At 48.1% G+C, this 26,325-nt stretch carries 23 protein-coding genes; 8 read left to right on the top strand and 15 right to left on the bottom strand.

What is annotated here, in order from left to right; translation table 11 throughout:
• Positions 1-184: 184 nt before the first annotated feature.
• A complete protein-coding gene (gene rho / locus Q1B47_RS20380; protein WP_299798113.1) occupies positions 185-1,450 on the bottom strand; it encodes a transcription termination factor Rho in 1,266 nt (421 codons plus the stop codon).
• A gap of 255 nt (positions 1,451-1,705) precedes the next feature.
• A complete protein-coding gene (gene trxA / locus Q1B47_RS20375) occupies positions 1,706-2,032 on the bottom strand; it encodes a thioredoxin TrxA (RefSeq protein ID WP_299798110.1) in 327 nt (108 codons plus the stop codon).
• A gap of 174 nt (positions 2,033-2,206) precedes the next feature.
• On the opposite strand from trxA, the gene rhlB reads away from it, so the two are divergent.
• From rhlB to Q1B47_RS20360, 3 genes are all read left to right on the top strand, one after another.
• Positions 2,207-3,514, top strand: a complete 1,308-nt coding sequence (rhlB, locus tag Q1B47_RS20370; protein ID WP_299798107.1) for an ATP-dependent RNA helicase RhlB — start codon at positions 2,207-2,209, stop codon at positions 3,512-3,514.
• 14 nt (positions 3,515-3,528) lie between these two features.
• Positions 3,529-4,449 (top strand): exopolyphosphatase, encoded by a 921-nt coding sequence (locus Q1B47_RS20365; protein ID WP_299798104.1) that lies wholly within the window; start codon positions 3,529-3,531, stop codon positions 4,447-4,449.
• Between the two features lie 340 nt (positions 4,450-4,789).
• Positions 4,790-7,771, top strand: a complete 2,982-nt coding sequence (locus Q1B47_RS20360; RefSeq protein WP_299798101.1) for a TonB-dependent receptor — start codon at positions 4,790-4,792, stop codon at positions 7,769-7,771.
• A gap of 65 nt (positions 7,772-7,836) precedes the next feature.
• On the opposite strand, the gene Q1B47_RS20355 is transcribed toward Q1B47_RS20360, so the two are convergent.
• The 13 genes from Q1B47_RS20355 to rraA form a co-directional block, all read right to left on the bottom strand.
• Positions 7,837-8,376 carry a thioredoxin family protein gene (locus Q1B47_RS20355; RefSeq protein ID WP_299798098.1) on the bottom strand — a complete coding sequence of 180 codons (540 nt, stop codon included), beginning with the start codon at positions 8,374-8,376 and terminating at the stop codon, positions 7,837-7,839.
• 267 nt (positions 8,377-8,643) lie between these two features.
• Positions 8,644-9,660, bottom strand: coding sequence for a porphobilinogen synthase (hemB, locus tag Q1B47_RS20350; RefSeq protein WP_299798095.1), 1,017 nt, complete (start codon positions 9,658-9,660; stop codon positions 8,644-8,646).
• Between the two features lie 115 nt (positions 9,661-9,775).
• Positions 9,776-11,647: a diguanylate cyclase gene (locus Q1B47_RS20345; RefSeq protein WP_299798198.1), complete on the bottom strand. Its 1,872-nt coding sequence runs from the start codon at positions 11,645-11,647 to the stop codon at positions 9,776-9,778.
• A complete protein-coding gene (locus Q1B47_RS20340; RefSeq protein WP_299798092.1) occupies positions 11,647-12,441 on the bottom strand; it encodes a TatD family hydrolase in 795 nt (264 codons plus the stop codon). Before Q1B47_RS20340 ends, Q1B47_RS20345 begins: the two co-directional genes overlap by 1 nt.
• On the bottom strand, positions 12,441-12,974 hold the full coding sequence (locus Q1B47_RS20335) for a hypothetical protein (RefSeq protein WP_299798089.1): 534 nt from the start codon (positions 12,972-12,974) through the stop codon (positions 12,441-12,443). Before Q1B47_RS20335 ends, Q1B47_RS20340 begins: the two co-directional genes overlap by 1 nt.
• Positions 12,975-13,033: 59 nt before the next feature.
• The gene (gene tatC / locus Q1B47_RS20330; RefSeq protein WP_299798086.1) at positions 13,034-13,801 is read right to left on the bottom strand and encodes a twin-arginine translocase subunit TatC; all 768 of its coding nucleotides are present in this window, start codon (positions 13,799-13,801) and stop codon (positions 13,034-13,036) included.
• Between the two features lie 3 nt (positions 13,802-13,804).
• Complete coding sequence (gene tatB, locus Q1B47_RS20325; RefSeq protein ID WP_299798083.1) at positions 13,805-14,203, bottom strand: Sec-independent protein translocase protein TatB; 399 nt, start codon at positions 14,201-14,203, stop codon at positions 13,805-13,807.
• 6 nt (positions 14,204-14,209) lie between these two features.
• Positions 14,210-14,440: a Sec-independent protein translocase subunit TatA gene (tatA, locus tag Q1B47_RS20320; protein WP_299798080.1), complete on the bottom strand. Its 231-nt coding sequence runs from the start codon at positions 14,438-14,440 to the stop codon at positions 14,210-14,212.
• A gap of 60 nt (positions 14,441-14,500) precedes the next feature.
• The gene (ubiB, locus tag Q1B47_RS20315; RefSeq protein ID WP_299798077.1) at positions 14,501-16,150 is read right to left on the bottom strand and encodes a ubiquinone biosynthesis regulatory protein kinase UbiB; all 1,650 of its coding nucleotides are present in this window, start codon (positions 16,148-16,150) and stop codon (positions 14,501-14,503) included.
• Positions 16,147-16,770, bottom strand: a complete 624-nt coding sequence (locus Q1B47_RS20310) for an SCP2 sterol-binding domain-containing protein (protein ID WP_299798074.1) — start codon at positions 16,768-16,770, stop codon at positions 16,147-16,149. Before Q1B47_RS20310 ends, ubiB begins: the two co-directional genes overlap by 4 nt.
• A 12-nt stretch (positions 16,771-16,782) precedes the next feature.
• Positions 16,783-17,538: a bifunctional demethylmenaquinone methyltransferase/2-methoxy-6-polyprenyl-1,4-benzoquinol methylase UbiE gene (gene ubiE, locus Q1B47_RS20305; RefSeq protein ID WP_299798071.1), complete on the bottom strand. Its 756-nt coding sequence runs from the start codon at positions 17,536-17,538 to the stop codon at positions 16,783-16,785.
• 320 nt (positions 17,539-17,858) lie between these two features.
• A complete protein-coding gene (locus Q1B47_RS20300) occupies positions 17,859-18,902 on the bottom strand; it encodes a formimidoylglutamase (protein ID WP_299798068.1) in 1,044 nt (347 codons plus the stop codon).
• 269 nt (positions 18,903-19,171) lie between these two features.
• Positions 19,172-19,657 (bottom strand): ribonuclease E activity regulator RraA, encoded by a 486-nt coding sequence (gene rraA, locus Q1B47_RS20295; protein WP_299798065.1) that lies wholly within the window; start codon positions 19,655-19,657, stop codon positions 19,172-19,174.
• Between the two features lie 336 nt (positions 19,658-19,993).
• Between rraA and Q1B47_RS20290 the strand changes: the two genes are divergently transcribed.
• From Q1B47_RS20290 to Q1B47_RS20270, 5 genes are all read left to right on the top strand, one after another.
• Positions 19,994-20,242, top strand: coding sequence for a YgjV family protein (locus Q1B47_RS20290; protein ID WP_299798062.1), 249 nt, complete (start codon positions 19,994-19,996; stop codon positions 20,240-20,242).
• A 132-nt stretch (positions 20,243-20,374) separates the two neighbouring features.
• Positions 20,375-20,962 (top strand): phosphatase PAP2 family protein, encoded by a 588-nt coding sequence (locus tag Q1B47_RS20285; protein WP_299798060.1) that lies wholly within the window; start codon positions 20,375-20,377, stop codon positions 20,960-20,962.
• 68 nt (positions 20,963-21,030) lie between these two features.
• Positions 21,031-22,083, top strand: coding sequence for an MJ1255/VC2487 family glycosyltransferase (locus Q1B47_RS20280; protein ID WP_299798057.1), 1,053 nt, complete (start codon positions 21,031-21,033; stop codon positions 22,081-22,083).
• A gap of 118 nt (positions 22,084-22,201) precedes the next feature.
• Positions 22,202-22,774: a hypothetical protein gene (locus tag Q1B47_RS20275; protein WP_299798054.1), complete on the top strand. Its 573-nt coding sequence runs from the start codon at positions 22,202-22,204 to the stop codon at positions 22,772-22,774.
• A 193-nt stretch (positions 22,775-22,967) separates the two neighbouring features.
• Positions 22,968-26,162: an HD domain-containing phosphohydrolase gene (locus Q1B47_RS20270; protein ID WP_299798051.1), complete on the top strand. Its 3,195-nt coding sequence runs from the start codon at positions 22,968-22,970 to the stop codon at positions 26,160-26,162.
• Positions 26,163-26,325 lie beyond the last annotated feature (163 nt).

Below are 26,325 nucleotides of genomic sequence, written 5' to 3'. Positions count from 1 at the left end.
TAGAACCTAGAACCTAGGAGCCTTTGGTAAACCTTCATAAATGTTCTGACCTCCAGGGATGGAAGAAATGCCAATCAATGTCTGGAACATTGATGGACAGACATTAAAAAGCCGCAACGTGTGCGGCTTTACTTTAGATTTTTAAACTCGCTCCTAGGAACTCGAATCTAGAATCTAGAATCTCTTATGTCTTGGCACGCTTCATCGCTGTGAAGAACTCATCGTTGGTCTTGGTCATGGCCAGCTTATCGATAAGGAACTCCATACCAGAAACTTCATCCATTGGATTGAGGATCTTACGTAGAATCCACATCTTCTGTAGCTCATCCGGTGTGGTTAACTTCTCCTCACGACGAGTACCCGAGCGGTTGAAGTCGATGGCCGGGAAGACACGCTTTTCAGCCGCTTTGCGGGAAAGGTGTAACTCTTGGTTACCTGTACCTTTAAACTCTTCGTAGATCACTTCATCCATCTTAGAGCCGGTATCAACCAATGCAGTAGCGATAATGGTTAAGCTGCCACCATGTTCGATGTTACGTGCCGCACCGAAGAAGCGCTTAGGGCGGTGTAGGGCGTTGGCGTCGACACCACCGGTAAGTACTTTACCCGATGAAGGGATTACTGTGTTGTAAGCACGGGCAAGACGAGTGATTGAGTCGAGTAAGATGACGACATCTTTCTTATGCTCAACCAGACGCTTGGCTTTTTCAATCACCATCTCAGCCACCTGTACGTGACGGCTGGCTGGTTCATCGAAGGTAGAAGCAATCACTTCCCCTTTTACCATGCGCTGCATCTCTGTGACCTCTTCCGGACGCTCATCGATCAGCAGAACCATCAGTACAACGTCCGGGTTGTTATAGGTAATGCTTTGAGCCATGTTTTGAAGCAGTAGTGTTTTACCGGCCTTTGGCGGTGCAACGATCAAACCACGCTGACCCTTACCGATAGGAGAGCAGAGATCCAGAATTCGCGACGTAATATCTTCTGTCGAACCATTTCCACGCTCCATACGCAGGCGGTCTTCGGCATGCAGTGGGGTTAGGTTTTCGAAAAGAATTTTAGAGCGGGAGTTTTCAGGCTTGTCAAAGTTGACTTCAGAGACTTTCAGTAGTGCGAAATAACGCTCACCCTCTTTAGGCGGGCGAATCTTACCAAAAATGGTATCACCCGTTCGCATGCTGAAGCGACGGATCTGGCTTGGAGAGACGTAAATATCGTCGGGGCCAGCAAGGTAAGACGCGTCAGCACTACGCAGGAAGCCAAAACCATCCTGAAGAATTTCTAATACACCGCCACCGAAAATATCTTCACCGCTTTTGGCATGGGCTTTAAGGATTGAAAATATAATGTCCTGCTTGCGAGCACGAGCAGTGTTTTCAACTTTCATTTCTTGGGCTAGTAGCACTAAGTCTGAAATCGACTTGTCTTTTAATTCTGATAAATTCATCTTGGTGGGTCTTTTTATGCGAGAAATGCTATCTGCGATCAACGGGTAATAAAGTATAGGATATTGATCGAATAGCGAGATGTGGTTAGTTAGAAATACTGTGGTTATTAAAGTAGCACTATAGAGGCGGTGCGTCTAGGAATTTAGTGAAACCAGACTGATTTTCTTGTTGATGCTGTGTCAGGTGTCACCTTAGGGGCGGAAACTTGTTCTACAACATAAAAATTTATGTTGTAGAACAGCTGCTATCTAAGATTATAGCTGGGCGTCGATAAACTCTTTCAGTTGAGTTTTAGATAGTGCGCCAACTTTTGTTCCGGCCAGTTCGCCGTTCTTGAAGATAAGCAATGTCGGGATACCACGAACACCATACTTAGCCGGCGAAACATTGTTTTGATCGACATTCAGCTTAGCAATGGTGACTTTACCTGCATACTCTTCGGCAACATCATCAAGGATAGGAGCAATCATTTTACAAGGGCCACACCATTCAGCCCAAAAGTCTACGACCACTGGTAGATCTGAGTTAATTACGTCATTTTCGAAGCTGTCGTCACTTAGGTATACAATTTTATCGTTCATGATGTTCTCCAGTTAGGTTGCCATTGCTGGTTTGTTAATGGCTTAACCTGTATATTGGGTTTGAAAAAAACTTTTCAAGGTAGAATTAATCGACTTTAAAGCTACTTTTTATTATTAGTCGCTATTTCAAACGATTGAGTTTCTTATTGCAACCCTAACTGGTATGCTGCCGCTATGAGCGAAACACATTTATCTAATCAGAAGTTTGCCGACTTTTCTCTTCAAGCAGAGATAAAAACAGCACTTAACGAGAGCGGCTTTGAATATTGCACGCCTATTCAAGCACTATCTCTACCTATTCTCCTCCAGAAGAAAGATATTGCAGGTCAAGCACAAACGGGTACAGGGAAAACATTGGCTTTTCTTGTTGCGACGTTTAACCACCTGCTCACAGTTCCAATTCCGGAAGAACGCCAGCTTAATCAGCCCAGAGCGATTATCATGGCCCCTACTCGTGAACTTGCTATTCAGATCGCTAAAGATGCAGAGCGACTCGCCAAGCACACGGGCCTGAAGGTCGGAATTGTCTATGGTGGTGAGAGCTATGAAGTTCAGCGTAAGGTGCTGGATAAAGGCGTCGATATTCTTATCGGAACCACCGGACGTATCATAGATTACGTTCGTCAGGGCGTTATCAATGTCAGTGCTATTCAGGCTGTCGTGTTAGATGAAGCCGATCGTATGTTTGATCTTGGCTTTATTAAAGATATCCGCTTTCTGTTCAGACGCATGCCAGATGCCAAGTCGCGTCTGAATATGCTGTTCTCTGCAACCCTTTCAATGAAGGTGCAGGAGCTGGCTTATGATCATATGAATGAGCCGGAGAAAGTTGAAATAGCCCCGAATGAAAAAACCTCTAAGAACATCAAAGAGGAGATCTTCTATCCATCTATGGATGAGAAGATGCGTCTGTTACTTACCCTCATCGAAGAGGATTGGCCGGAAAAGGCGATTGTATTCTCAAATACTAAGCACAGCTGTGAAAACTTGTGGTCTTGGCTGGAAGGTGACGGGCACAGAGTCGGCCTATTGACGGGCGATGTTCCACAGAAGAAACGTATACGTATTCTGGAGCAGTTTACCGCCGGTAAGCTGGATATTCTGGTTGCTACCGACGTGGCTGCACGTGGTCTGCACATCTCAGATGTGTCACATGTATATAACTATGATCTTCCGGATGATTGTGAAGATTATGTTCACCGTATCGGTCGTACCGGTCGTGCCGGTAAGAAAGGTGTGTCGGTGAGCTTTGCCTGTGAAGAGTATGCACTTAATCTGCCTGCCATCGAGGCCTATATCGACCATGCTATTCCTGTGACCAACTATGATAGCTCGGCTTTACTGGATGATATCCCTGCACCGATAAGGGTACACAGGAAGCATAACAACCGACCTCAGACTCGTACCGGAACGGGTGGTAAGCCCCGCAGCGGTAATCGTAGTGGGCCGCGTCGTCACGACAGAACCCGCAGACACTCGTAGGCTTGGTTCAATAGATGCCGAATACACCTCCATACGCAGCGATTACGTTAGGTTCGAATAGCTTCAATATGTTGGTTGCCAGGACTCGTGGTAACCAACCTGAAGTTATTGCCAAATACAAGCGTAAGGTTCGACTGGCCGAGGGGATTCAAGACGATGGCACCCTGAGTGAAGAGGTGCTCGAACGTGGCTTGGATTGTCTGGCTATGTTTGCCAAGATGTTGGATAAAGAGGGCGTCTCGTCTGAGAATGTTGCTGTTATTGCAACAGCAACACTCAGACATATTGGTAATGCCGATGAGTTTTGTCGTCGAGCTCTGCCAGTTCTGGGTCATCCTATCGAGATCATCTCAGGTATGCAGGAAGCGGAGCTTATCTATCAGGGCATGGTCGCAACCACCCATGGTGAAGGACGTCGGCTGGTGATCGATATTGGTGGTGCCAGTACCGAATTTATCATAGGTGATGCTGATAAGGTTCTGCTTAAAACCAGTCTCTCTATGGGGTGTGTTACCTTCAACGAACGTTTCTTCAACTCTTTTCCATTTCAGCAGTTGGATTTCGACGATGCACAAAAGCAAGTTAAAGAGGTGTTAGGCCACTACCTGGGTGAGCTTAAGCTATTAGGGTGGCATGGCGTAGTCGGGGCCTCCGGTAGCGTGCAGTCAGTTGTCGAGTTACTCAATCATAGAGATGAGTCTGCTACTATTACTCCAGTGGTGCTTAACAGGCTCAAGCTGGAGATCTTAGAGCAGGAAGATATCTCTATGCGGGATATCAGAGGCTTACACCCTGAAAGAGCACCGACTTTTGCTGCAGGGATCTCCATATTGCTGGCACTGTTTGACCTACTCGAGATAGAGAAATTAAACCTGTCTGGCGGAGCCCTCAGAGAAGGTGTGCTACAAAGGTTGGCTAATAGAATTACCCTCTAATCCTTTGGCTTTAATCCCCTCTCACTTCTACTTTTTAGCACCTGGCACCTTAGTAAAAACTTCACATCGACTGTAACCTGAATAATTCTCAAGTTAATTCAGCCGATACTTATCTTAAGCGCCTGAAACCTTCCGCTACCTCCCTTTATCAGCCACTTCTTCGCTCTCTGGAGAGATGGAAAACAGGGGTTCATGTCGATTTACATTTGGATATTGCAGATTGTATAAAATATGTGAAGCGTGTTACTGTTTTGTTGCACTTGGCTTACCTTGTACCCAAATCACTAATAAAATTTTTTGCTAAGTGCTTACTCAGAGAAGGTTTAAGGGAGGATAAATTATGTCTGGAAGCAAAGCGCTTAAGCGATTTAAGCCAAGAAAAACACTTGCCGCGATCGCCGTTGGCTCAGTATTGATGATGTCAATGCCAGGAGTGATGGCTGCAGATGGGCTGGGAGTTTTAAAGGGTCACATTACGACTCAGGCTGGTGCAGATATCGGTAATGCCAGAGTCGTTATTAAGCATGAAACCAAAGGAATTGTTAAGGAAACTACGACCGGCGCTAATGGTAGTTTTTCGCTAAAAGGTCTGCCAATCGGTCAATATACGGTGACGATCCTTAAGGATGGCTTCTATCAGGTGCAGGAGCAGCATATTGCGATTACCTTAGGTAATGCGCTGACTTTCGACGTGGCGCTCGATCCGGAGGGCTCTGACGTAGAGCGGATCTCAGTGAGTGGCGCAAGGATAAGTAGGGTCGATACTTCCAGTACCACGACATCCCAGGTGATAGCCATCGAGGAGCTGAATCAGCTCCCGGTTGAATTGGACTCAACCGCCATCGCTCTGCTGACTCCCGGAGCCGTTGCCGGTGATGATGGCTTTGGTGGCGTAGCAATCGGCGGTTCATCGGTCGCAGAAAATGGCTATTACCTCAATGGACTCAACATTACAGATCTTCGCAAGGGGATGGGGGATATCGATCTTCCCTGGGAGGCCATTGCCCAGACAGAAGTGCAAACCGGTGGTGTATCGGCCGAGTATGGCCGCTTCATCGGCGGTGTCGTCAACTTAGTATCGAAGTCCGGTGATAATGAGTGGAAGTTCGGGGCTAAGGCTGAGATAGCCCCTGATGCATTGGCAGAGCCGTCGATACGGATGAAAGACGATGGCAGCATTGAAGAGATCTCTGACGGTTACTGGCAAGAGACCGAATATAACATGTGGGCCTCCGGGGCGCTTATCGAAGATAAGCTCTTCTTCTATGGATTATGGAATCCAAATGAAGAGGAGGAGACAGCATATGGTGAGAACACCCTCAGAGATAAGGAGTGGGATACCAATCGCTGGTTTACGAAAGTCGATTGGTTTATGCATGAAGATCACTCCATCGGGGTCATGGCATTCAGTAATGAGGGAGATTACACCAGTACTCAGTTTAACCGGGATGAAGATGGAGGTCGTGGCGATGCCATCGGTCTAACGGAGTCCACCTATGGGGGGATTGGCTGGAATGCCCAGTATACAGGCTATCTGACAGACGATATCACCTTGACGGCTATGTATGGTGAGATCACCCAATCGACAAAAGATAACTCAGGCACACTGGATCAATCAACCTATGAGGATTATCGTTCGGGCAGCTATGAGCGCCTGGGTGATTGGGTTGGTTATGGCTCATCTGAAACCGAAGATAAGCGAATTACCTATCGTATCGACCTGGACTGGGTCATCGGTGATCATACCCTCAGAGCCGGTTATGATTATGAGCGCTTAGAGATCGCCGACTTTTATACTCCCCATGGAGATGGCTGGTACGAGTATTATGCCGCCGGGGCGGATAATGCTTACGGGTTAGCTGAGGGGACTGAGTATGCGGATCTGCGGATCTGGGGTAAGAACAGTGAAACTGAAAATGTTCATACCGCACTATATATCTCTGATATCTGGGAAGTCACTGACACAGTAACCATAAATGCAGGCCTGCGATACAGTGAGTTCAGTAATACGACGGGCTCCGGCGATAAGTATGTCGACCTGGATGGTCAGTTTGCTCCAAGGTTAGGTGCGACCTGGGATCTGCTGGGTGATGGCACGAGTAAGGTTTACGCTTCCTATGGCAGATACTTCCAGCCGGTATCCCCCAATACTAACCTGAGAATGGCCTCGGCGGCCTATGACTCACATATAGTGAGCCTGTTAGAGTCGGTGAATGCCGATGGTTCACCTGTATTGGGAGCAGAGATCGATCGCCGGGTCGTGGCCGATGGCAGTGTCCCCGATGCCGATCAGTTATTCAATAACAAAGCCGGTTCTATGTATTCGGATGAGTTTGCCCTGGGCTATCAGCAGCAGCTTAATGATGATTGGGCCGTGGGGATCCGTGGCGTATATCGCGACCTGAAACAATCGATAGAAGATGTGTCGTTCAACTATGGCATGAACCAGTGGATAAAAGATAACTATGATGCAGATACCTGGCATGCAGGTAACGGTGAAACGAGTGCGGAAGACTACTTCGTAGGTGGCTGGTTCCCAACTTTGACTAATCCGGGTATCGGCACCGAGATCTATTACGATGTCGATGGCGATGGTGTTAAGGAGACGGTCAATGTCAGCTCTGAGCAGATGGGCTTCCCGGACGCAAATCGTACCTATAAGGCGGTTGAGCTGAGATTTAGCGGCAATGTCACAGAAGACTTCACCATTAACGGTTCCTATACCTGGTCCAAGAGTGAGGGTAATACGGAAGGCCTGGTTCGCTCAGATAATGAACAGGCCGATCCGGGTTGGACGACCTCGTTCGACTATCCTGAGTTGATGGATAATGGCGAAGGTTACCTTCCAAATGACAGGCGTCATAACTTTAAACTCTACGGCGTATATAAGATCACCGATGACTTAAGTATTGGCTTTAACTCATATCTGCAGTCAGGACGCCCCATCAATGCCTTCGGAGTTCACCCGGAAGATCAGGGCTACTGCGTCGAGGCGATAGAGATAGTGGGTCGTTGCTACGGTCGTGACTGGTATGGTGCATCCTCCTTCTATGCCGATGGAGAAGCGGCTCCTCGTGGCAGCATGGGACGCACAGATTGGGTCTACAATGTTGATCTGAACCTGTCTTACACCTTAGATATGCAAAGCGCCGGTCTGTTAAACTTCAAGCTGAATGTCTATAACCTGTTTAATTTCGATGGGGTCACCGGGGTTGATGAACAGTATGAGTTTGATAGTGGAGCGAAGAATGTTCGTTATGGATATCCTGACAGCTTCCAGACTCCGCGTTATGTTCGTGCGTCGGTTCGTTACGATTTCTAAGCGGGCCCGATTCAACTAGTCATAAAAAAGGCCGCTATCGCGGCCTCTTTTATCTGTATCATCTTCTAGGGCTTCAATATCGCCGCTAAGTCTTTCTCTAAAGAGTGCTGTGGTCTCTCAATGATTCGACCTATCTCTTCACCTTTCTGCATCACAATAAAGGTTGGTATACGGGTAAATTCATATTGAGCCGCCAGCCCTTTAGGGTCCGCTTTCTCTCTATCGACACCTATATAGGTGGCTTTGATATTAGGGTTGTTGAGCTCTTCCATGATGCGGATAAAGCGCGGTGTTTCACGGTGGCAGTCGGGACACCAGGTGCCGATGATAACCACTATCTCTGTAGGCTCTTCCAGGTTTTTCAGAGGAGCAATCGCTGCCGTATCGACCTGATACTCTTTGTAGCCTTCGCTGAAATCACTGAGTTCAGTGACTAAGGTTTGAGCCTCGACGGCGCCTGTTAATATCACTTCTTGTTTCTCCTCGCTACACGTGGCGATAAAGCCATCTTGCTTGTCTTCGAATGCACAGCCGCTTTCTGCTAATGTCTGGCAGCTAAAAAACAGGGCTGTAGTGGCAAGTAATGCCTTAACGTTGTTGTTCATGATAATACCTCAGACTCAGAGATGTTAACCAGAGTCATATGAAACGAGTGAGCCTCCATTCAATCATCTGGAACATGGATTGAAAAGAATCGGCGCGTGATGATGCTAACTGGATCACTGTCTATATTTGTAACTGCAGTTCAAGCTCACGTTCTTATGCTCCGAGGTGGGAGGTCAGCTGATTTCGGTAGAATGAAATCACGATATTCAGGAACGCGGATACAAAAAAGCCGCATAGATGCGGCTTTCGCTAGCACAAAAGTGAAGTTACTTCACCTCGTCCTCTTTCAGCCACTGAGCCGCTCGCTTGGCGAAGTAGGTCAGTATGCCGTTTGCGCCGGCGCGCTTAAAGCAGAGCAACGACTCCATAACGATAGCCTTCTCGGCCAGCCAGCCATTCTCAATCGCTGCCATATGCATGGCATACTCACCACTCACCTGATAGGCGAATGTTGGTACTGCCAGCTCTCGTTTTACCCGAGTGACGATATCAAGATAAGGCATGCCTGGCTTAACCATAACCATGTCGGCACCTTCCTGGATATCGAGAGCCACTTCGTGCAGCGCTTCGTCGCTGTTGGCGGGATCCATCTGGTAGCTGTGCTTATTGCCGCCCTTCAGGTTACCGGCCGAGCCGACCGCATCACGAAATGGTCCGTAGTAGTTCGATGAATACTTGGCCGAATACGCCATGATCTGGGTGTTGACGTGACCCGCCTCTTCCAGTGCCTGACGGATCGCACCGATACGGCCATCCATCATGTCAGACGGTGCAACAATATCGGCACCCGCTTCGGCGTGAGACAGTGCCTGCTTGACCAAGATCTCGGTGGTGATGTCATTAAGAATATAACCATCATCGTCGATGATGCCATCCTGACCGTGGGTCGTGAATGGGTCTAAGGCTACATCGGTCATGATCCCCAGCTCCGGGAAGGCCTCTTTCAGAGCACGTACCGCACGTTGTGCCAGTGCATCTGCGTTATAGGCCTCTTCCGCCATCAGGGTTTTCTTTTCTGCCGGAGTCACAGGGAAGAGTGCGATAAGCGGGATCCCCAGCTTGACAATCTCTTCGGCTTCCTTAAGAAGCAGATCGATAGAGTAGCGCTCAACCCCAGGCATAGAAGCGATCTCTTCTGTGCGGTTGTTACCTTCGAGCACAAACATTGGGTAGATTAAATCATTCACCGAAAGCTGGTTTTCAGCCATTAGACGACGGCTAAAGTCATGTTTACGCATGCGGCGCATTCTACGCTGTGGAAAAGCACTGGTAATAATATTCACATTCGACTCCTAACTTATACCCATTGATGTTGAAAATGCAGCCCTATCCTTCAGTTTCACTCGTGAAAAATAGCGCACCTGCAAAGCCAAATTCTCCAGGTGTTGTTTTCATATTTCATTGAGGCTCAGGCGTGTAAACCATGACCTGATTACGCCCATCATTTTTTGCGCGGTAAAGTGCTTTATCCGCTTGTTCTAACAAGTTGTTTGGCTGGTCATCGCTATTAATGATCTCCGCGCTAACACCTATACTTATGGTCAGAGGGATCGTTTCATTTTCCCAGCTAACAGGCAGATCTGCAACCGTTTCTCTTATCGATTCAGCAACCTGTACAGCCCCTTCTTCGGCCGTATTGGGTAATATAATAGCAAACTCTTCACCACCAAAACGTGACACCAGATCCGCTGGACGCTTTAAGTTCTCTTTTAATGTTTGTGCGATAAGACGTAAGGTCTGATCGCCGGCTAAGTGGCCATAGGTATCGTTGATGGACTTAAACCTGTCTATATCCAACATTAAGATGGCCATGGGGGTCTGCTGTCTTCGGCTGAGTCGTCCCTCGGCTATCAGGCGCTTATCGAAAGCCGCCCGGTTTTTAACTCCGGTTAAGCTATCTATGGTCGCTTGCTCGGTGAGTTTCTGGTTTGCCTCGTTCAGCTCTCTCAAGGCAATTTCAAGTTCAAGGGTGCGTTCCTGAACCATCTGCTCGAGTTTTTCGTTACTGTTGGCTTCGATGAGCAGTGCCTCTTCACGGGTCTGCCTGATCCGCTGTGCCTGTACCAAAGCCTCCTGCTTAATCCGTAATTTTGCTTTTCGCTCGTCGTTATAGCGGATCGCTAAGATTGCGGCCATAAACAAAATCTCAAACAGTAACCCCAACATCACAGGCGTCAGGTGATTAACCGGAAGCTCGATAAAGCCCAGATACATCAAGCCGGTGATGAAGGCGCCAATGAGCATTCCGCTCCATGCCAGACTGTACAACTTTGCCAGCTTATAGCCCCGTGATGCCTGGATCAGAGCCATTCCCATCAGTAGTGCGGTAATGAGCAGTACAGAGGTGATATCGATATACAGTGCCAGGGCATAATCTAAAAAAGGTGTCGTTATGGTCAGCAGGAATGCATAGGCGGCACCGTAACGGCAGATGCGTAACATGCGAACATTATGGTACTTAAATTGGAGCACCTTCTCGGTAAACAGCAGCGCGAAGAGCATAGTCAACGGTACCAGTAGTGGGATCATTAACTGCTGCAGTGCCGGCAGGGTCGGCCAGATAAAACGAAAGGCAAAGCCTTGTAGCGTTGCCACCAGCAGGGTGACAGAGAGCACATATCCGGAGTAATAACTGTAGCTGAATGAGCGGGATGTGATTGCGATAAACAGACTGAACAGGCCTATCGCGGTCAGGGCCCCGAGTTGGAAACCATGGGAAAGCGACGTCGCCTCTATGTTCTTGGCAAAGGCATCTTGTGACCATAAGCTCAGCGGCAGTGTGGCACTACCTTCTGTATCAACCTTCAGGTAGAAGGTATGCAGTTTCTCTGGTTTCAACTCGAATGGATAGACGAAGTGGTTGTTGATCAGAGGGCGCTCGGCGAAAGGCTGCTTATCCCCCATCACCAACTTATTGAATACCTTGCCTTGAACGACGTGGTAGAGCTCTACCCTGTCAAGGTGAGGGTTTGCCAGGGAGAGTAAGCGATCGACCTCAGTGTGATCGTAATTGTAGACGCTGAACTTGACCCAAAAAGGGGCGATGCCGATTCGGTTACTGTATTTGGTCGTCAGACGCTCCCATCTGCTCGATCCTAAACGCTTTACCTGCTCTATTCCCTCTCCCTCATTGGATGGGGTGTAGTAGAGCCAGGACGCGAGCTCAAGCACACTCTCTTCGTCGTCACCTATGGCGAGTATGGTCTCAGTCCTCCCGGAGGTGGAGAACAGCAGTGCCAGTGTGAGTAACAGTAAGCCGATGTACTTAATCAAATGGCCAGTCCAAAAAATTCGACGCTGTTTTGATAAGTCCTTGCGGCAAACTGCTTCGGATCCTGGCCACGAAGTGTTGCTACATATTGAGATATATAGGGGAGGTACTGGGGCTCATTCTTACCGGACTTAGGTTTAGGGCGCATACTTCTCGGGAGTAGATATGGGCTATCGGTTTCGATGAGGATGCGATCATCCGGGATCTCGACAACCAGTTCGGCCAGCTCCTGCCCCCTGCGTTCGTCACAGACCCAACCTGTTATCCCAAGGTGCAAGTCTAACTCCAGGTAGGCCTCCATGCTTCGCCTGTCACCTGTAAAGCAGTGCAGCAAGGCACCGGGCAGCTCGCCTCGAAACTCTTTCATTATGGCGAAGAAGTCAGCGTGGGCATCGCGTTCATGCATGAGTACCGGCATCTGTAGTTCGACGGCGAGTGCAAGCTGCTCCTCGAAGGCATGGCGTTGCATAGGGCGGGGAGAAAAATCACGGTTATAGTCCAGACCGCACTCTCCCAGTGCCACGACCTCGGCATTATCGACGAGTTGTTTTAGTTGTTCTGTGCTGCTTGAGCACCAATCACTGGCATGGTGAGGATGAACGCCTGCGGTGCAGTAGAGGCGTTTGGGGTAGGCCCGGCAACACTCTATGGCTTTGGCGCTTTCAGGCAGGTCGCTGCCGATAACGATAAGCGGCGAAACTCCATGGTTCGCCGCCCGCTGAACTACATCATCAATATTTTTTTCGAGGGCGCTGCCAATCAAGTTGACAGCGATGTCTATGTACTCGGGCATTACTTGATTCGCTTGACTCTTATCGTAGCGTTACGGCTATCGGTTCCTAAAATGTAGGAGCCTAGCGCGGCCTTCTCGATATAGACGGTTTCACCGACCTTGAGTTTAAAGCGACGGCTATCATTTTGTTTCCAAACCTGACCGTTACTGAAACTTAACTTCAGGGCGCCATAGGGATCTTTCTTGACCGATGCGACCTCCATATAGAGTTTCTCTATGGTTTGCTCTTCGGCCTTGAAGTTGCCACCGAATTCATCTTCTGCGCTTTTTGATTGGACGACAGCTTGTGGGGCTGGGACAGTGCTAGCGGGGGAGGTGTTAGCGACAGCCGGAGCAGCGGATACCGCAACAGGTGTTACCGCTGCAGCCTTGCTGCCTTGCGATGCTTTAACCGTTTCGGTTAAAGCATCGAAGCAGATTAAACGCTCCAGTTTATCTGACTTTTGCGCGCACGCTAATAGCTCTTGTTCAACACCGGCACTGGCTTGTGTCGAGATAAGAATGGCTGCTGCAGTGATCCAACTTAAGCGCATAAATACGTTCCTTTATTATATTTGAGCGCGCCATGGTCAACTAATTAGCGTGTGTCTATTTAGCTTTCCTGGCCAGGGCTATCCTGTTTTTCTTGCTCATCTTCGTCTTCTTCGTCCTTTTTACTGTAGAAACGAGCAGCAATCAATCCCCCTTCGAATAATATCAACATCGGAATGGCTAACATTGTCTGAGAGATAATATCCGGTGGCGTCAGCATCATACCGATAACGAAAGCACCGACGATAATATAGGGGCGTTTGGCTTTCAGATTTTCAGGTGTTGTAACACCAGCCCAGCACAGGAGTACCACAGCGATGGGGATCTCAAAAGCTAAGCCGAAAGCAAAGAAGAGTTTAAGTACGAAGCTCAAATAGCTACTGATATCGGTAGCCACCTGTACACCTTCCGGAGCAACACTGGTAAAGAAGCCAAATACCACTGGAAAAACAATGTAGTAAGTGAAAGCTATACCCAGATAGAAAAGAACCGTGCTGCTGGCCAGTAGCGGCATCATCAGACGCTTTTCATGTTTATACAGACCGGGCGCAATAAACGACCAGACCTGGTACAAGACATAAGGAATAGCGATGAAAAATGCTAATACCAGTGTAAGTTTAAATGGAGCAAAAAACGGAGCAGCTACATCGGTTGCAATCATGCTACTGGTTTCTGGCAAGGCTTCCATTAGCGGTGTAGCCATGTAGTGATAGATATCGTTGGCCCAATAGACCAATGCGATAAACACTAGAAGTACACTGCCAATGGCTTTTAGCAACTTGTTACGTAGTTCGAGCAAGTGGCTAATTAGCGGCTGCTGTTGCGACATGGACTACCCGTTCGGTTTTTCTGAATTAGAGCTGGTCTCAGCTGTTTTTGTCTCTGTAGGAGCGGGATTCACTGGCGCAGGAGAGCTGGCCGGAGAGATATCTTCTACCTTATAAGGACGATTAACAGATTGAGCTGCATTTTTTAATTGATCGATGGATTCCTGTAACTCAGGAGAAAGATTCTTAAGGCCCTGACTTTCAGCTTTTTTAAGATCTGAATGCAGCTCCTCAATTTTGAGCTCCTGCTCAAGTTCATCTTTCACAGAGTTAGCCATACGTTTCATGGCGCGGATCCAACCTGTAATTGAGCGGACTGCAACCGGGAGTCTTTCAGGGCCAAGTACAACCAGCCCCAAAATACCGATCAACAGTAGCTCCATAAAGCCGATACCGTCGAACATAAGGGATTACGCCTGTTCTTTATCCTTGGACTCAGTTTTTTTCTCTTCAGTCTGAGCAGTTTTCTCAGAAGCAGAGTCTTCAATGGCTTTCTTCTCTTCCTCAGAAGACATAGCGTTCTTGAAGCCTTTTACTGCGCCACCTAGATCACCACCCAATGAACGAAGTTTCTTTGTTCCAAACAATAAAACCACGATTAAAGCGATGATAAGAAGTTGCCAAATACTAATGCCACCCATGGATAATCCTCAATTTTCTATTACTGGTTCTATTATGAACCTTTGGTTATTTAGTGCTAGCTAAAATTTGCGATTCTTTGGCCTTGATCTCCATCCCAGAAGCCAAAGAACAGCTCCGGTAGAGATACAGACATAAGAGCCCCATAGTGTAGCGTTTTGATTAAACAAAAGAGTGCCACAGATCACTAAAACTGCCGCTGTCAGTAAAAGGTAGTTACTTTTATGTGCTTTCTGTTGCTGTTTTAGGTATCTATCCAGCAACTGGTTCTGTGATTTTACAAAATTTTTGCCAATTTTGAGGTTGTCATAAACCAGCTCAGGCAGTTCCGGCAGTTTATCTGACCAGTAAGGCAACTCCTGTTTAATCTTTTTAGCCATCCCTTTGGGACCGACCTGCTCCGACATCCACTCTTCGAGGAAGGGCTTTGCCGTCTTCCACAGATCCAGTTGCGGGTACAGCTGGCGACCCAGCCCTTCAATATAGAGTAAGGTTTTTTCCAGTAAGACAAGCTGAGGTTGCACAACCATGTCGAAACGACGAGCGGTCCGGAAGAGCTCCAAAAGCACATGCCCGAAAGATATCTCATCCAGGGGCTTGTTAAACATGGGCTCGCAAACCACTTTGACAGCTTGTTCGAATGCGCCGATGTCGGTATCGGGCGACACCCAGCCTGACTCGATATAGAGCTGGGCTATGCGGCGGTAGTCGCGGTTGAAGAAGGCGAGGAAGTTCTCGGCCAGATAGCGCTTGTCCTCTTCCGACAGGGTGCCCATGATGCCGCAGTCTAAGCCGATATAGTGTGGATTCTCCGGGTTCTCCCGGCTGACAAAAATATTACCCGGATGCATATCGGCATGGAAGAAGTTGTCTCTGAACACCTGAGTGAAAAACAGTTCTACACCGCGTTCCGCCAACAACTGGAGGTTGGTTCCTTGTGCCTTGAGCGCCGTCATGTCCGAGACGGGGATGCCATCTATTCGCTCCATCACGATTAAACGGGTGAAACAGAGTTCTTCGTACATGTAGGGGATGTAAAGGGCACCGGAATCTAAAAAGTTATTTCTCAGTTTTATCGCATTAAGGGCTTCCAGCTTCAGGTTTAACTCGCCCTCAATCGTGGTGCGATAGTCTTCAACTACTTCGGCAGGGCGCAACCGGTTTCCCTGACCTAAGAGCTTTTCCAGGAAGTTTGCCGCCTGAGACATGAGTTGGATATCGGCGTGGACTTTATCCTCGACGTTCGGGCGCAGGATCTTCAGTACTACAGCCTTGCCGTTTGATTTCAGGGTGGCGCTGTGAACTTGAGAGATAGAGGCTGAAGCCAAGGGGGTATTATCGAAGTCTTCAAAGTAGGTTTCGATAGGGGCATTCAGTTCGGCTTCGATCATCTCTCTGGCGATGGCCGAATCGAAAGGCGGAACCCTATCCTGCAGCATATTCAACTCTTCGGCCCACTCGTCGTTAAGCAGGTCACGACGGGTCGATAGCATCTGGCCAAACTTGATATAGACAGGCCCCAGCTCCTGCATTGCAAGCTTTAGGCGTTCACCCCCGACCTTGTCTTTATGCTTATTGGCTATCCAAAAAAAACAACAGCGGAGCAGTTTGAAGTACCAAGGCGTAATTTTTGAAGGTATTAACTCATCTAGCCCATAGTGAAGGGTGGTTTTTATTACCTGGTAAGCGCGCCTGATACTGGTTGCCGTCATGTCTTAGCTTTTGCCCTGTCTTGTAAGTGGTTAATCCGTTTCTCCATGGCATCTATCTCAGCCACAAGTTCGTCGATTCTATCACTTAAATGGATAAATTCGATTTTATGGGGAGCTAATTTATACTCTTCGGTGGTTAATTGACCTATGTGTGAACGGCTCTTAATGAATACTTTAGCTAAATCTTGTTTAGCCTGCCTGGCTCCCTGAGTTAACAGGTGTGTCGGAGCGTCGCCAAGATATTTAGACATAGGCTCAGCAAAATCCAGCTCAATCTGTTGAATGAAATGGCTGAATGTTTGCAATAAGCTGAGATCGCCTTCGATACTGAGCTTATCCTCTTTGATCAGCTCAGTTAGGCTGGCACCTTCGGTCAATTGATACAGGGTTGTGATATCGGCATTGACACGAGTGGTGATATCCCCTTCGTAGCGACTCAGTACCTGTATTTCGCGGGCAAAAATCAAATAGAGAGGCCAGCTAAGCTGGCTCAATTGAATGCACAGTACTTTTCCATGAATGCTACGCAGCTTGGCGTATTCATCGGGGGATTGGTCGACCAGCTGTTTTAGTGCAGCCTCTAATCCCGCGCTGAGTAGCAGTGAAAATTCACGTTTCATAGGGTACCTAAATTAGAATTTATAGCCTTTGTGAAGCGCAACAATTCCATCGGTCATATTGGTATACTCAACCTGCTCAAAACCCGCGTCGACCATCATGCCTTTCAGGGTATCCTGATCCGGATGCATGCGGATAGATTCTGCAAGATACTCATAACTTTCGGCATCCTGGGTGATCAATGAGCCCATCTTTGGCAAAATCTTGAAACTATAAAGATCGTAGACCTTACGCATAACGTCATGCTGTGGCTTTGAGAACTCAAGGATCAGTAGTTTTCCACCTGGCTTGAGCACACGTAACATAGAGCGGATGGCCGCATCTTTATCTGTGACATTACGTAAACCGAAGGCGATGGTGATGATATCGAAATGGTTGTCCGGAAACGGCAGTGCCTCTGCATTGGCCTGAACATAGTTCACGTTACCAACGATACCCTTGTCTCTTAACTTTTCGCGGCCCACTTTCAGCATTGAGTCGTTTATATCGGCTAAGGTAACCTGACCCTTGTCACCAACGAGGTGAGAGAATTTTGCAGTAAGATCACCCGTACCACCGGCAAGATCCAGGACTTTCATGCCCGGACGAGCGCCGGCGCTTTCAATAGTAAAGCGTTTCCACATACGGTGGATACCAAAGGACATGACATCATTCATGATGTCATATTTGGCTGCTACAGAATGAAAGACGCCTGCCACCATGTCGGCTTTCTGCTCTGTATCAACTGTTTTGTAACCGAAGTGGGTACTATTCTGTGTGCCCTCTGACATCTATCTGTTCCTATCTTTTAAATTATTATTTGCGAGTGTAAGTCATTCATTCAAATTGCAGAATCTTTCAACAGTCACTCTGTGAGCTAGGTTAGTTATCTGAGCCGGGATTTGTTGAAAATGCGTGATGGCGCAGGGTTTCGCAAATTTGACAGCGCATTACATCACAATATGAATCGTTGTTGAATAGCTAAACAGCAAAATAGCCAATTAGGGTTATTAAGCTTAGTTAATCTGGTCGGCGGAGTATCTCATGCCGTAAAAACGGACGAGGTGAGATACTTTGCCTTTGGGGTTAAAATCATCTTTTTATTAATTAGTTACCCAATCCTTTGAGACTGTAATCTACCCTGAATGTAGGCATAGATGAGTTCGCTGATGCTCTGTCCTGTTTCACGATAACCGGCTGCGATCCCGGCCACATGACAAGCGGGGGCTGCTTCGGCCAGATGCAGGTAGGCACAGGGTGTGTGCCTGGCAATGCTATGGACATAGTGCAGCGCATCCAATAAAGGGATCCCCGCCGCCGTAGAGGCGCTGCTGGGCATGTTTGTAATTGCATCGAGATCCAGCTCCAGTGCAACGGGCATCTGGCTGTCGTTCAGCTTAGCTATGATATTCTCCAAGGCGGATTTGAGCGTGACTTCGCGTCGAACCCAGATCGATTGGAATGTATGCCACTCTCCACCGAAGGCTGTGAGCTGTTCCAGCGTCTCTTCGCTATTTTTTAACTCATGCATCCCCAGCACGTGATAATAGCCAAGCGCACCGCTTGCAGCGGCGTAACTGAAGCCATTACCGCTGTGACGACCCTCTCTGGGGCGAAAGTCGGAGTGTGGATCCAGGTTCACCGCAGCTACTTTCTTCTTGAATGCAGCCTTCGCCGACATCAGCAAACCATAGGCGTTGTTGTGTCCACCGCCTATGACAACGGGTTCCAATCCCGATGCCATTATCTCACTGAGCACCGAAATCACCCGTGCATCCAGATGTTCGACATTTTGCCTGAGGTCGCTGGCATCGGCGCAGTCGGGGAGTTGCAGATCGCTGGTCTCTATCTGCCCAAGTACCAGGCACTCTTTGCCGCTCAAGAATCGATTCGATTGCAGGTTGAGAAACTGAGCCATGGCCGAATTAAATGCATCGGTTGCACCGCCACGTCCTAAGTTGGCGCGCGGGCCGATATCTTCACCTATGCCGATAATCGCAAAACGTGCCTGGTTACTCCTGGCTTTGGCTAATGTTTCAGACAGGCTGGTTTTTTCGGCGCCGTAATGAACAGTCTGAACCAGCTTAGTTTCGCCGTCCCTGAGTGAGACGAGTTTGCGGGATTGCTGCTCGGTAAAGGGAATGAGATGCTGCATATCGATTGAATTCTTCTTCTGATGCCTATAGATACATTGTGGCTTATTAGGGGCGCGGATGGCAATGAATGAAAGAGTGATGCTTCAACGAAAGTGATTGAACTCAGCTGTCTCCGGTGTTTCTGGATACATTGTGGCTACTTTTGTCAGGGACACGGATGGCAATGCTGAAAACAAAAAAGGATGGTGAAATCGGGTTTCATCATCCTCTTTTATTGACTATCGGCTGTGTCAGTTCAGCCGGAGTGTTCAACTGAATCTCTCTGGGATCACTCCATGTCTAAAGGTTCCGGAGAGAGGATGATACCTGTGTTATCGGCATAGATATGATCCAGAGGCAGGAAGGTGACACCGCCAAAGTTAACCGGGATCTCCAGTTCGCCGATAGAGTTCTCATCTGCACCGACAGGAATCGAGGCCAGAGCCTGAATACCTATATCGAGATCTTCCAGCGCATCTACATCTCTGACCGAACCATAGATGATAATGCCTTCCCACTTATTATCCACACCTATCTGTGCGATAGAGGCATCGAGTAGTGCACGTCTCAAAGAGCCGCCGCCATCGACCAGCAGAACCTTGCCTTCACCGTCTTGCTGCAGTGCTTCTGCGATAAGGCCATTATCTTCGAAGCATTTTATGGTGCTAATTGAGCCACCAAAAGAGTTACAACCACCATAATTACTGAACATAGGCTCGACAACATCAACTACATCAATGTAAGTGTCACAAAGTTCCGAGGTGTTGTATTCCATAGTCATACTCCTGTAGATCGGTATTGTGCTGAGTAGATGCACAAATTTAGTGAGTTAACGACAGTATATAAGGGATTAATAAAAAGAAAAGCGTTATCAATCACGGTATTGCCGATTAAAGCACCTGTTAACACCTTTGTTGTAAGTTTTCGCCACCTGAATAGTTATTAAACAGAAAGTATGACACAGGTCATTAAATAACGTATTTTAATTACATCTGGTGGCTGGATTTGTTAGCATGTACGCAGATATTGATTAACTTTACTTTAACCTGCTTTAGGGGCACGGACCCCCCAATTAGCTTATGGATGGCAGAGGGCCTTCGGAAGGTACCTTATGGAAGCTACAAATACGATTGAAATTATTGGTTATTCTGCCTCAATTATGGTGGCAATTTCACTAATGATGAAAGATATTATCTGGCTTAGATGTTTAAACTTTACAGGTTGCACCTTGTTTGTGATCTACGGTATTTATATCTCTGCATGGCCGGTTGCCGGAATGAATGCATTCGTTGCCTGCATCAATATCTATCACTTAATTAAGATCTACCGTACAAAATCTCAGTCTGCTGTCACGGCCTGAGTGCACCGCGTTAAAACATAGATTTTAAAGCATCGCACCGCTGTCACAAATCTTTAGGCTGGCTGTCACCTCCGGGTAACGGCATTAATTTAGGCTCTGAATTAGTTTATTAACTGATTAGGAGCCTTTTTTATGTTTATTGCTGCCTCAGCACTCGCTATTTCAGATATAGACAAACGCGCCTTTCGTTACCTCTTGCTTATCTCACACCGTCATGGCTGTATTCCTCTAGCCAAGAGGGTCTCCTTTACAGGCGATGGACCTCTCTACCTTCTGGTGGCCCTGGTGTTGCTTGTCTCCCACGTCCAGGGAGAGGCATTTTTTAAGATCACATTAGCCGCCTTCATTGTCGAGTTGCCGCTCTATTTCCTGCTGAAAAATACCATCAGGCGTCCCCGTCCCTGTCACACAACATCTGGTTACGGTCATGGCACCACAGCGCAGCAGGGGTTAAATGCCGAGGGGAAACGACCACCCGCTATCGATTTTGAACCCTCAGACAGATTCAGCCTGCCTTCCGGTCATACTGCGGCGGCATTTGTCATGGCGTCGACGATTAGTCAGCTCTATCCCCAGTGGATGTTCGCCGCATATCTGTGGGCGATAGCGATAGGCCTCTCTCGTGTGGTTCTCGCCGTTCACTACCCACTCGATATTATCGCCGGCGCGATACTGGGCATTGTCTCGGTATATTTCGCAGAGTTGCTATTAACAATTTAAGGCGGTTACACAGGGGCGCCTGACCTATGTGGCTGGCAGGGCCGTTATTCATATTTTAAGGAGAAGATATGCGAATTCTTTATGGTGTTCAGGGTACGGGCAACGGCCACCTGAGCCGTGCGCGGATAATGGCTAAGGCGCTTAAACATAGAGGGGTGAGTGTTGATTTTTTCTTTTCCGGACGCTCAGCGAAACACTTTTTCGATATGCAATGCTTCGGTGACTATCGTGTCCAGCAAGGCCTGACCTTTTCGACGCAACGTGGGCGGATAAGTCTGGCGCAAACTGCGATGCAGAACTCTATCTCCTCTCTCGTTCGTGATATTTTCTCCCTCGATCTGAGTGGCTATGATCTTGTGCTTAATGACTTTGAGCCTGTTTCGGCCTGGGCTGCGAGACAGCAGGGGGTAGATTCTGTGAGCATCAGCCATCAGGCGGCGTTGAAATATGATGTGCCTAAGGTGGGCGACAGCTGGTTTAATGATAAGCTACTCAACTATTTTGCTCCGACCGATATATCATTAGGCTGTCATTGGCATCATTTTGGCTTTCCGATATTACCGCCATTTGTCGAGGTGGATCCGGTTATCTCGGTTAATGCTCATGAGATAATCGTCTACCTTCCCTTCGAGGCACCCGACTCCATCATCGAGTTTCTCTTGCCATTCGATGACTATCGTTTTCATGTTTATCATTCTCTTGAGCCAAAGAGTGCGCCAGTGGATCACATTAAATGGTCCGGATTCAACAGAGAGGGGTTTAAGCGTCGCCTCTCTACCTGTGGCGGTGTTATCGGTAGTGCAGGTTTCGAGCTGGCAAGCGAAGCGTTGGCGTTAGGTAAGAAGCTTCTGGTGAAACCCCTGCATGGGCAATTCGAACAGCTCTCAAATGTCGCTGCACTGGAGTTGCTTGGGGCGGCCGAGAGCATGAGTTCTCTGGATAAGAACCGTTTGCGGCGTTGGTTAAAGGCGCCGACTCCTCAGCCCATAGGTTACCCGCAAGTTGGGGACGCCCTGGTGACCTGGCTGTTACGGGGAGAGTGGCAAACTCGTGAAAAGCTCTGTCATGATTTGTGGCAACGTGTTGAACTGCCCGAGTCATGGCAACGAAAAAATCCGTAAATGGCGCACTAACAGACAGCCGCTCCGGCATAACTTTATCGTAGAAGTCTGATTTTTAATCGGTTACTGTATCAGCCTGATAAATGGAATGTGTGGGGCTGATGGAATTATGGATTGGATGCAGTTTGTAGTGGAGTTAATGGATAAGCTGGCCTGGCCGGCCGTGTTGCTTTTTTGCGTCTATACACTGAAGCGGCCTATCTCTAAATTGATCCCTCTGGCCAGGAAACTTAAGTTTAAAGATCTGGAGGTTGAGTTTGGTCAGGGATTGAAGGAGATCTCTTTGCAGGTCGAAGGCGCCTTTCCTGATCTGAAGCAGGAGCGAAAATTAGCCTTGATAGCTACCGCCAATCACCTGCCTAACTCCGCCGTTATCGAAGCCTGGGATGAGGTCGATATCGCCTCAGAGCTATTGATAAAGTCTCGCTGTAAAAATATCGAGCTCTCCGTCGATACCCGATATAAACATATCGAAAGCATACTGATTAAAGAGTCATTGATTAACACCAAACAGGGCAAATTATTTAATGAGCTGCGTCAGTTGCGTAATCGAGTCGCTCATGCCGTCGGTTATGAAGTGGGTAGGGCCGAGGCTATGCAGTATATCGAGCTGTGTTTTACACTCATCGAGCACCTCAACAGCGTCTCACGAGTTAACCCAATTGGTGAAGCCAGAGTGATAGGTTCTTAGTTCACTGCGGCCCGGGTAGCATCTCGCAGGAATCTTTCAAGACTGGCTCGGGTTCCGTATTCAGTATTTAACTCATATATTCGAAATAACACACTAATTACGAACGGCTTTCGTCAAGATGTTATAGACTTGATACAGGCCCCTTTTCTGAGTGGGGATGGGCTTTGGTTCCTGTAAGGATATTGGGGTAGGCATGAAGTTAACTTTGGGTTACCGAGCTCACCAGATCTCTATACGGTTTACCGTTATCAGCATCTTTATCCTGGCGACTATGCTGACGGCGGCGATAGCGATCGGCTTGCAGTTTTACTTCAGTAAATCTATGGCAAGCGAATCTGCTCTGAAAACCTACACTCTTACCGCCCGCCACACCAGTGATTTTCTGGCTCAAGTCGATGAGAAAGCAGTCAGTACCGCAAAGCTCCTCTCCAGTCTCAGTAATCTTATCGATGCCGAAAATCTGGATGATGACGCCAAACCTGTGTTTGCGGATGTTATGCGTAGTAATGCGCTTTTTTATGCCATATATGTTGGCTTTCCCTATGGTGATTACCACGGATTGATTAATTTGGAGGTTAGTCCGGGGGCCAGAGAGCAATTTCAAGCTTCCCATACCGATCGATGGGTATATATCGTGGTGACGGGGCAGGGGCCCCACCGACAGCGACAATATTTCTATCTGGATGAGCAGCTAAATCTAAGGGCTCAGCGCTCAGAGCCCAGTTATTACTATGCCAATGAACGGCCCTGGTATGTCAATGCCAGAGAACTTGAAGTGTATAAGTCTGAGCCTTATCTGTTCCATCACCTGCAGGCACCGGGTGAAACTTACTCGATTAAGATACCCGACTCTGAGGTTGTATTGGCCGTCGATATCGCCCTCTCTTCGGTATCCGATTATCTGCAGACTCAAGACCTTGATGAACATGGAGATCCCTTCAGCGAAATATATCTATATAAGCGCAGCGGAGACTTGATTGCCTCCAATCAAAAGGAGCCGGAGCAGTACCCTATCCCAGAGGGGATGGCGTTGGAGCTCACTCCGGCACAGCAAAAGATAGTCGCCGAGCATTCGAAGATTAAGGTGTCTAACGAGAATGACTGGGCACCGATCGACTTTGCCAAGTCGGGCATGCCTAAGGGTTATAGCATCGACCTGCTCAATATCATATCCGATATGACTGGAGTGGAGTTCGACTATATCAATGGCTTTACCTGGCCCGAGTTGGTTGAGGGGTTTAAGCGCGGGGAGCTTGGCATGCTTAACTCTCTCTACAGGACAGTCGAAAATGAAAAGATGGGCTTTTTTACCGAGCCGTTTATTCAGCTGCCATTGGTCGTGGTGACGCAGTCGGGAGTCGGCGAGATAGCTCATATCGATGAGTTGATTGGAAAAACTGTCGCAATACCTGAGGGGTGGTTTGTAATGGCCGCGATCAAGGCGCATTTCCCCGGAATTGATGTGGTAGAGGTTGCCTCTACTAAGGCCGCGTTACAAGCGGTTGCCGATGGCGAAGTGTATGCCGGCTTCGATAACGGGGTCATTTTACGTTACACGGCTAAGCAGTTCTTCATTGAAAACCTTGCCTACCATGAATCGATAGATTTTGGTTTGGCAGCGAATTCCGGCGATCTCTACTTTATGCTGAATGAAGAGAACAGGGAGCTGGTGGATATTTTCAACCTTGCTCTTGCCAATATTACCGAGGAGCAGAAGGCCGCCCTGAGACTCAAATGGTTCGGCAATGGAAACCGGGTTAAGCAGGTGGCCAGCGAAGGAGCCGTGCCCTATCCGGAGTTGATCGAGATAGCAAATAATCCGCAGGAGCACAACCAGCTATTATCCAGAACGATCAAGGGGTCTAACCACTTTATCTATGTGACTCAGGTGAGCTCCAAGAGGAAGGAGGGGGACTTCTTCGCCGTGGTTGTGCCCGAGGATACAGTGTTAGGCCCCAGCCTGGAGAAGGTGACGACCTCTATTTTGATCACCAGCGTCTGTTTGCTGTTGGTTTTGCCCATCTCCTGGGTGTTCTCTGCACCCATCATTAATCCAATTAAGTTGCTTGCGGCTGAAAATGAAAAAATAAAGTACCGACGTTACAAGGAGCTTCATACGGTCGATACCAATATTAAAGAGATTAAAGAGCTTGCCGACTCCATGGTCGACATGTCGATGTCGATCCAGCAGTATGAGGAGAGCCAGAAGGAGCTGATGGAGGCCTTTATAAGGCTTATTGCTCAGGCGATCGATGATAAGTCTCCTTACACTGCGGGCCACTGCAATCGGGTTCCTGAGTTGGGGCTGATGTTGGCAGATGCGGCCGCCGAATCTGCCGCACCTCCTTTCGAAGAGTTTTGTTTCAAAACCGAGGAGGAGCATCGCGAGTTCAGAATTGCCGCCTGGCTCCATGACTGCGGCAAGATAACCACCCCGGAATATATCGTAGATAAAGGTACTAAGCTTGAGGCGATCTATAACAGGATCCATGAGGTGAGGATGCGCTTCGAGGTGCTATGGCGTGATGCCGAACTTAACTATTTAAAACAGCTGCAAAAGACTCCTGAAAGAGAGGAGGCGCTGAGTCGTGAACTGGCCGCTAAGCACTGTCAATTGACCGATGATTTTGAGTTTATTGCCAGTGCGAACGTCGGGGGTGAATATATGGATGAGTCACATATCGAGCGTCTGCACCAGCTGGCCGATATGACATGGCAGCGGCACTTTGATAACCGCTTGGGTCTGTCGCCCGTTGAGGAGTTAAATTATAAGGGGCAGAGGGAGAGTGAAACCTCACTACCGGTGGAAGAGCCACTGCTTTGCGACAGGAGCGAGCATATTATCAAGCGGGTATCTCAAGTTGAGTTCGACCCTAAGTTCGGTATCAAGATGGAGATCCCTGAAGCTCAATATAATCTCGGTGAGCTATATAACCTATCGATATCCAGAGGCACGCTGACAGTTGAAGACAGGTTTAAGATTAACGAGCATGTCACCAGTACGATAAAGATGCTGGAAAACCTGCCTTTCCCTCCCGAATTGGCTCGGGTACCGCGATATGCATCGACTCATCATGAAACATTGAAGGGGACCGGTTACCCGAGGAAGCTAAGCGCCGAAGAGTTATCTATCCCCGAGCGTATTCTGGTTATCTCAGATATTTTTGAAGCGCTGACCGCAGCCGACCGACCCTATAAGAAGGCCAAGACTATCAGTGTCGCCGTGGATATTTTGCATAAGATGGCCCTGGATAACCACCTGGATATGGATCTGTTCAAACTTTTTCTGTCGAGCGGGATATATCTGAAATATGCCAATAAGTTTCTGGACCCTGCACAGATTGATGAGGTCGATGTGGCTAAGTATTTGGGGGAGCAGAGAGTGTAGGAGCGGCTTTAGCCGCGAATGTTTCTGAGTTATAAAGGGGACGCTATTATCCTTATAGCCCTCTTTGCTCTGTCTTGAGCTTAAAACTTACAGCTTACAGCTTACAGCTTACAGCTTACAGCTTACAGCTTACAGCTTACAGCTTACAGCTTACAGCTTACAG

This window comes from uncultured Shewanella sp. (assembly GCF_947501225.1).
GTDB lineage: Bacteria > Pseudomonadota > Gammaproteobacteria > Enterobacterales > Shewanellaceae > Shewanella.
This window is presented reverse-complemented; position numbering and strand designations above follow the sequence as displayed.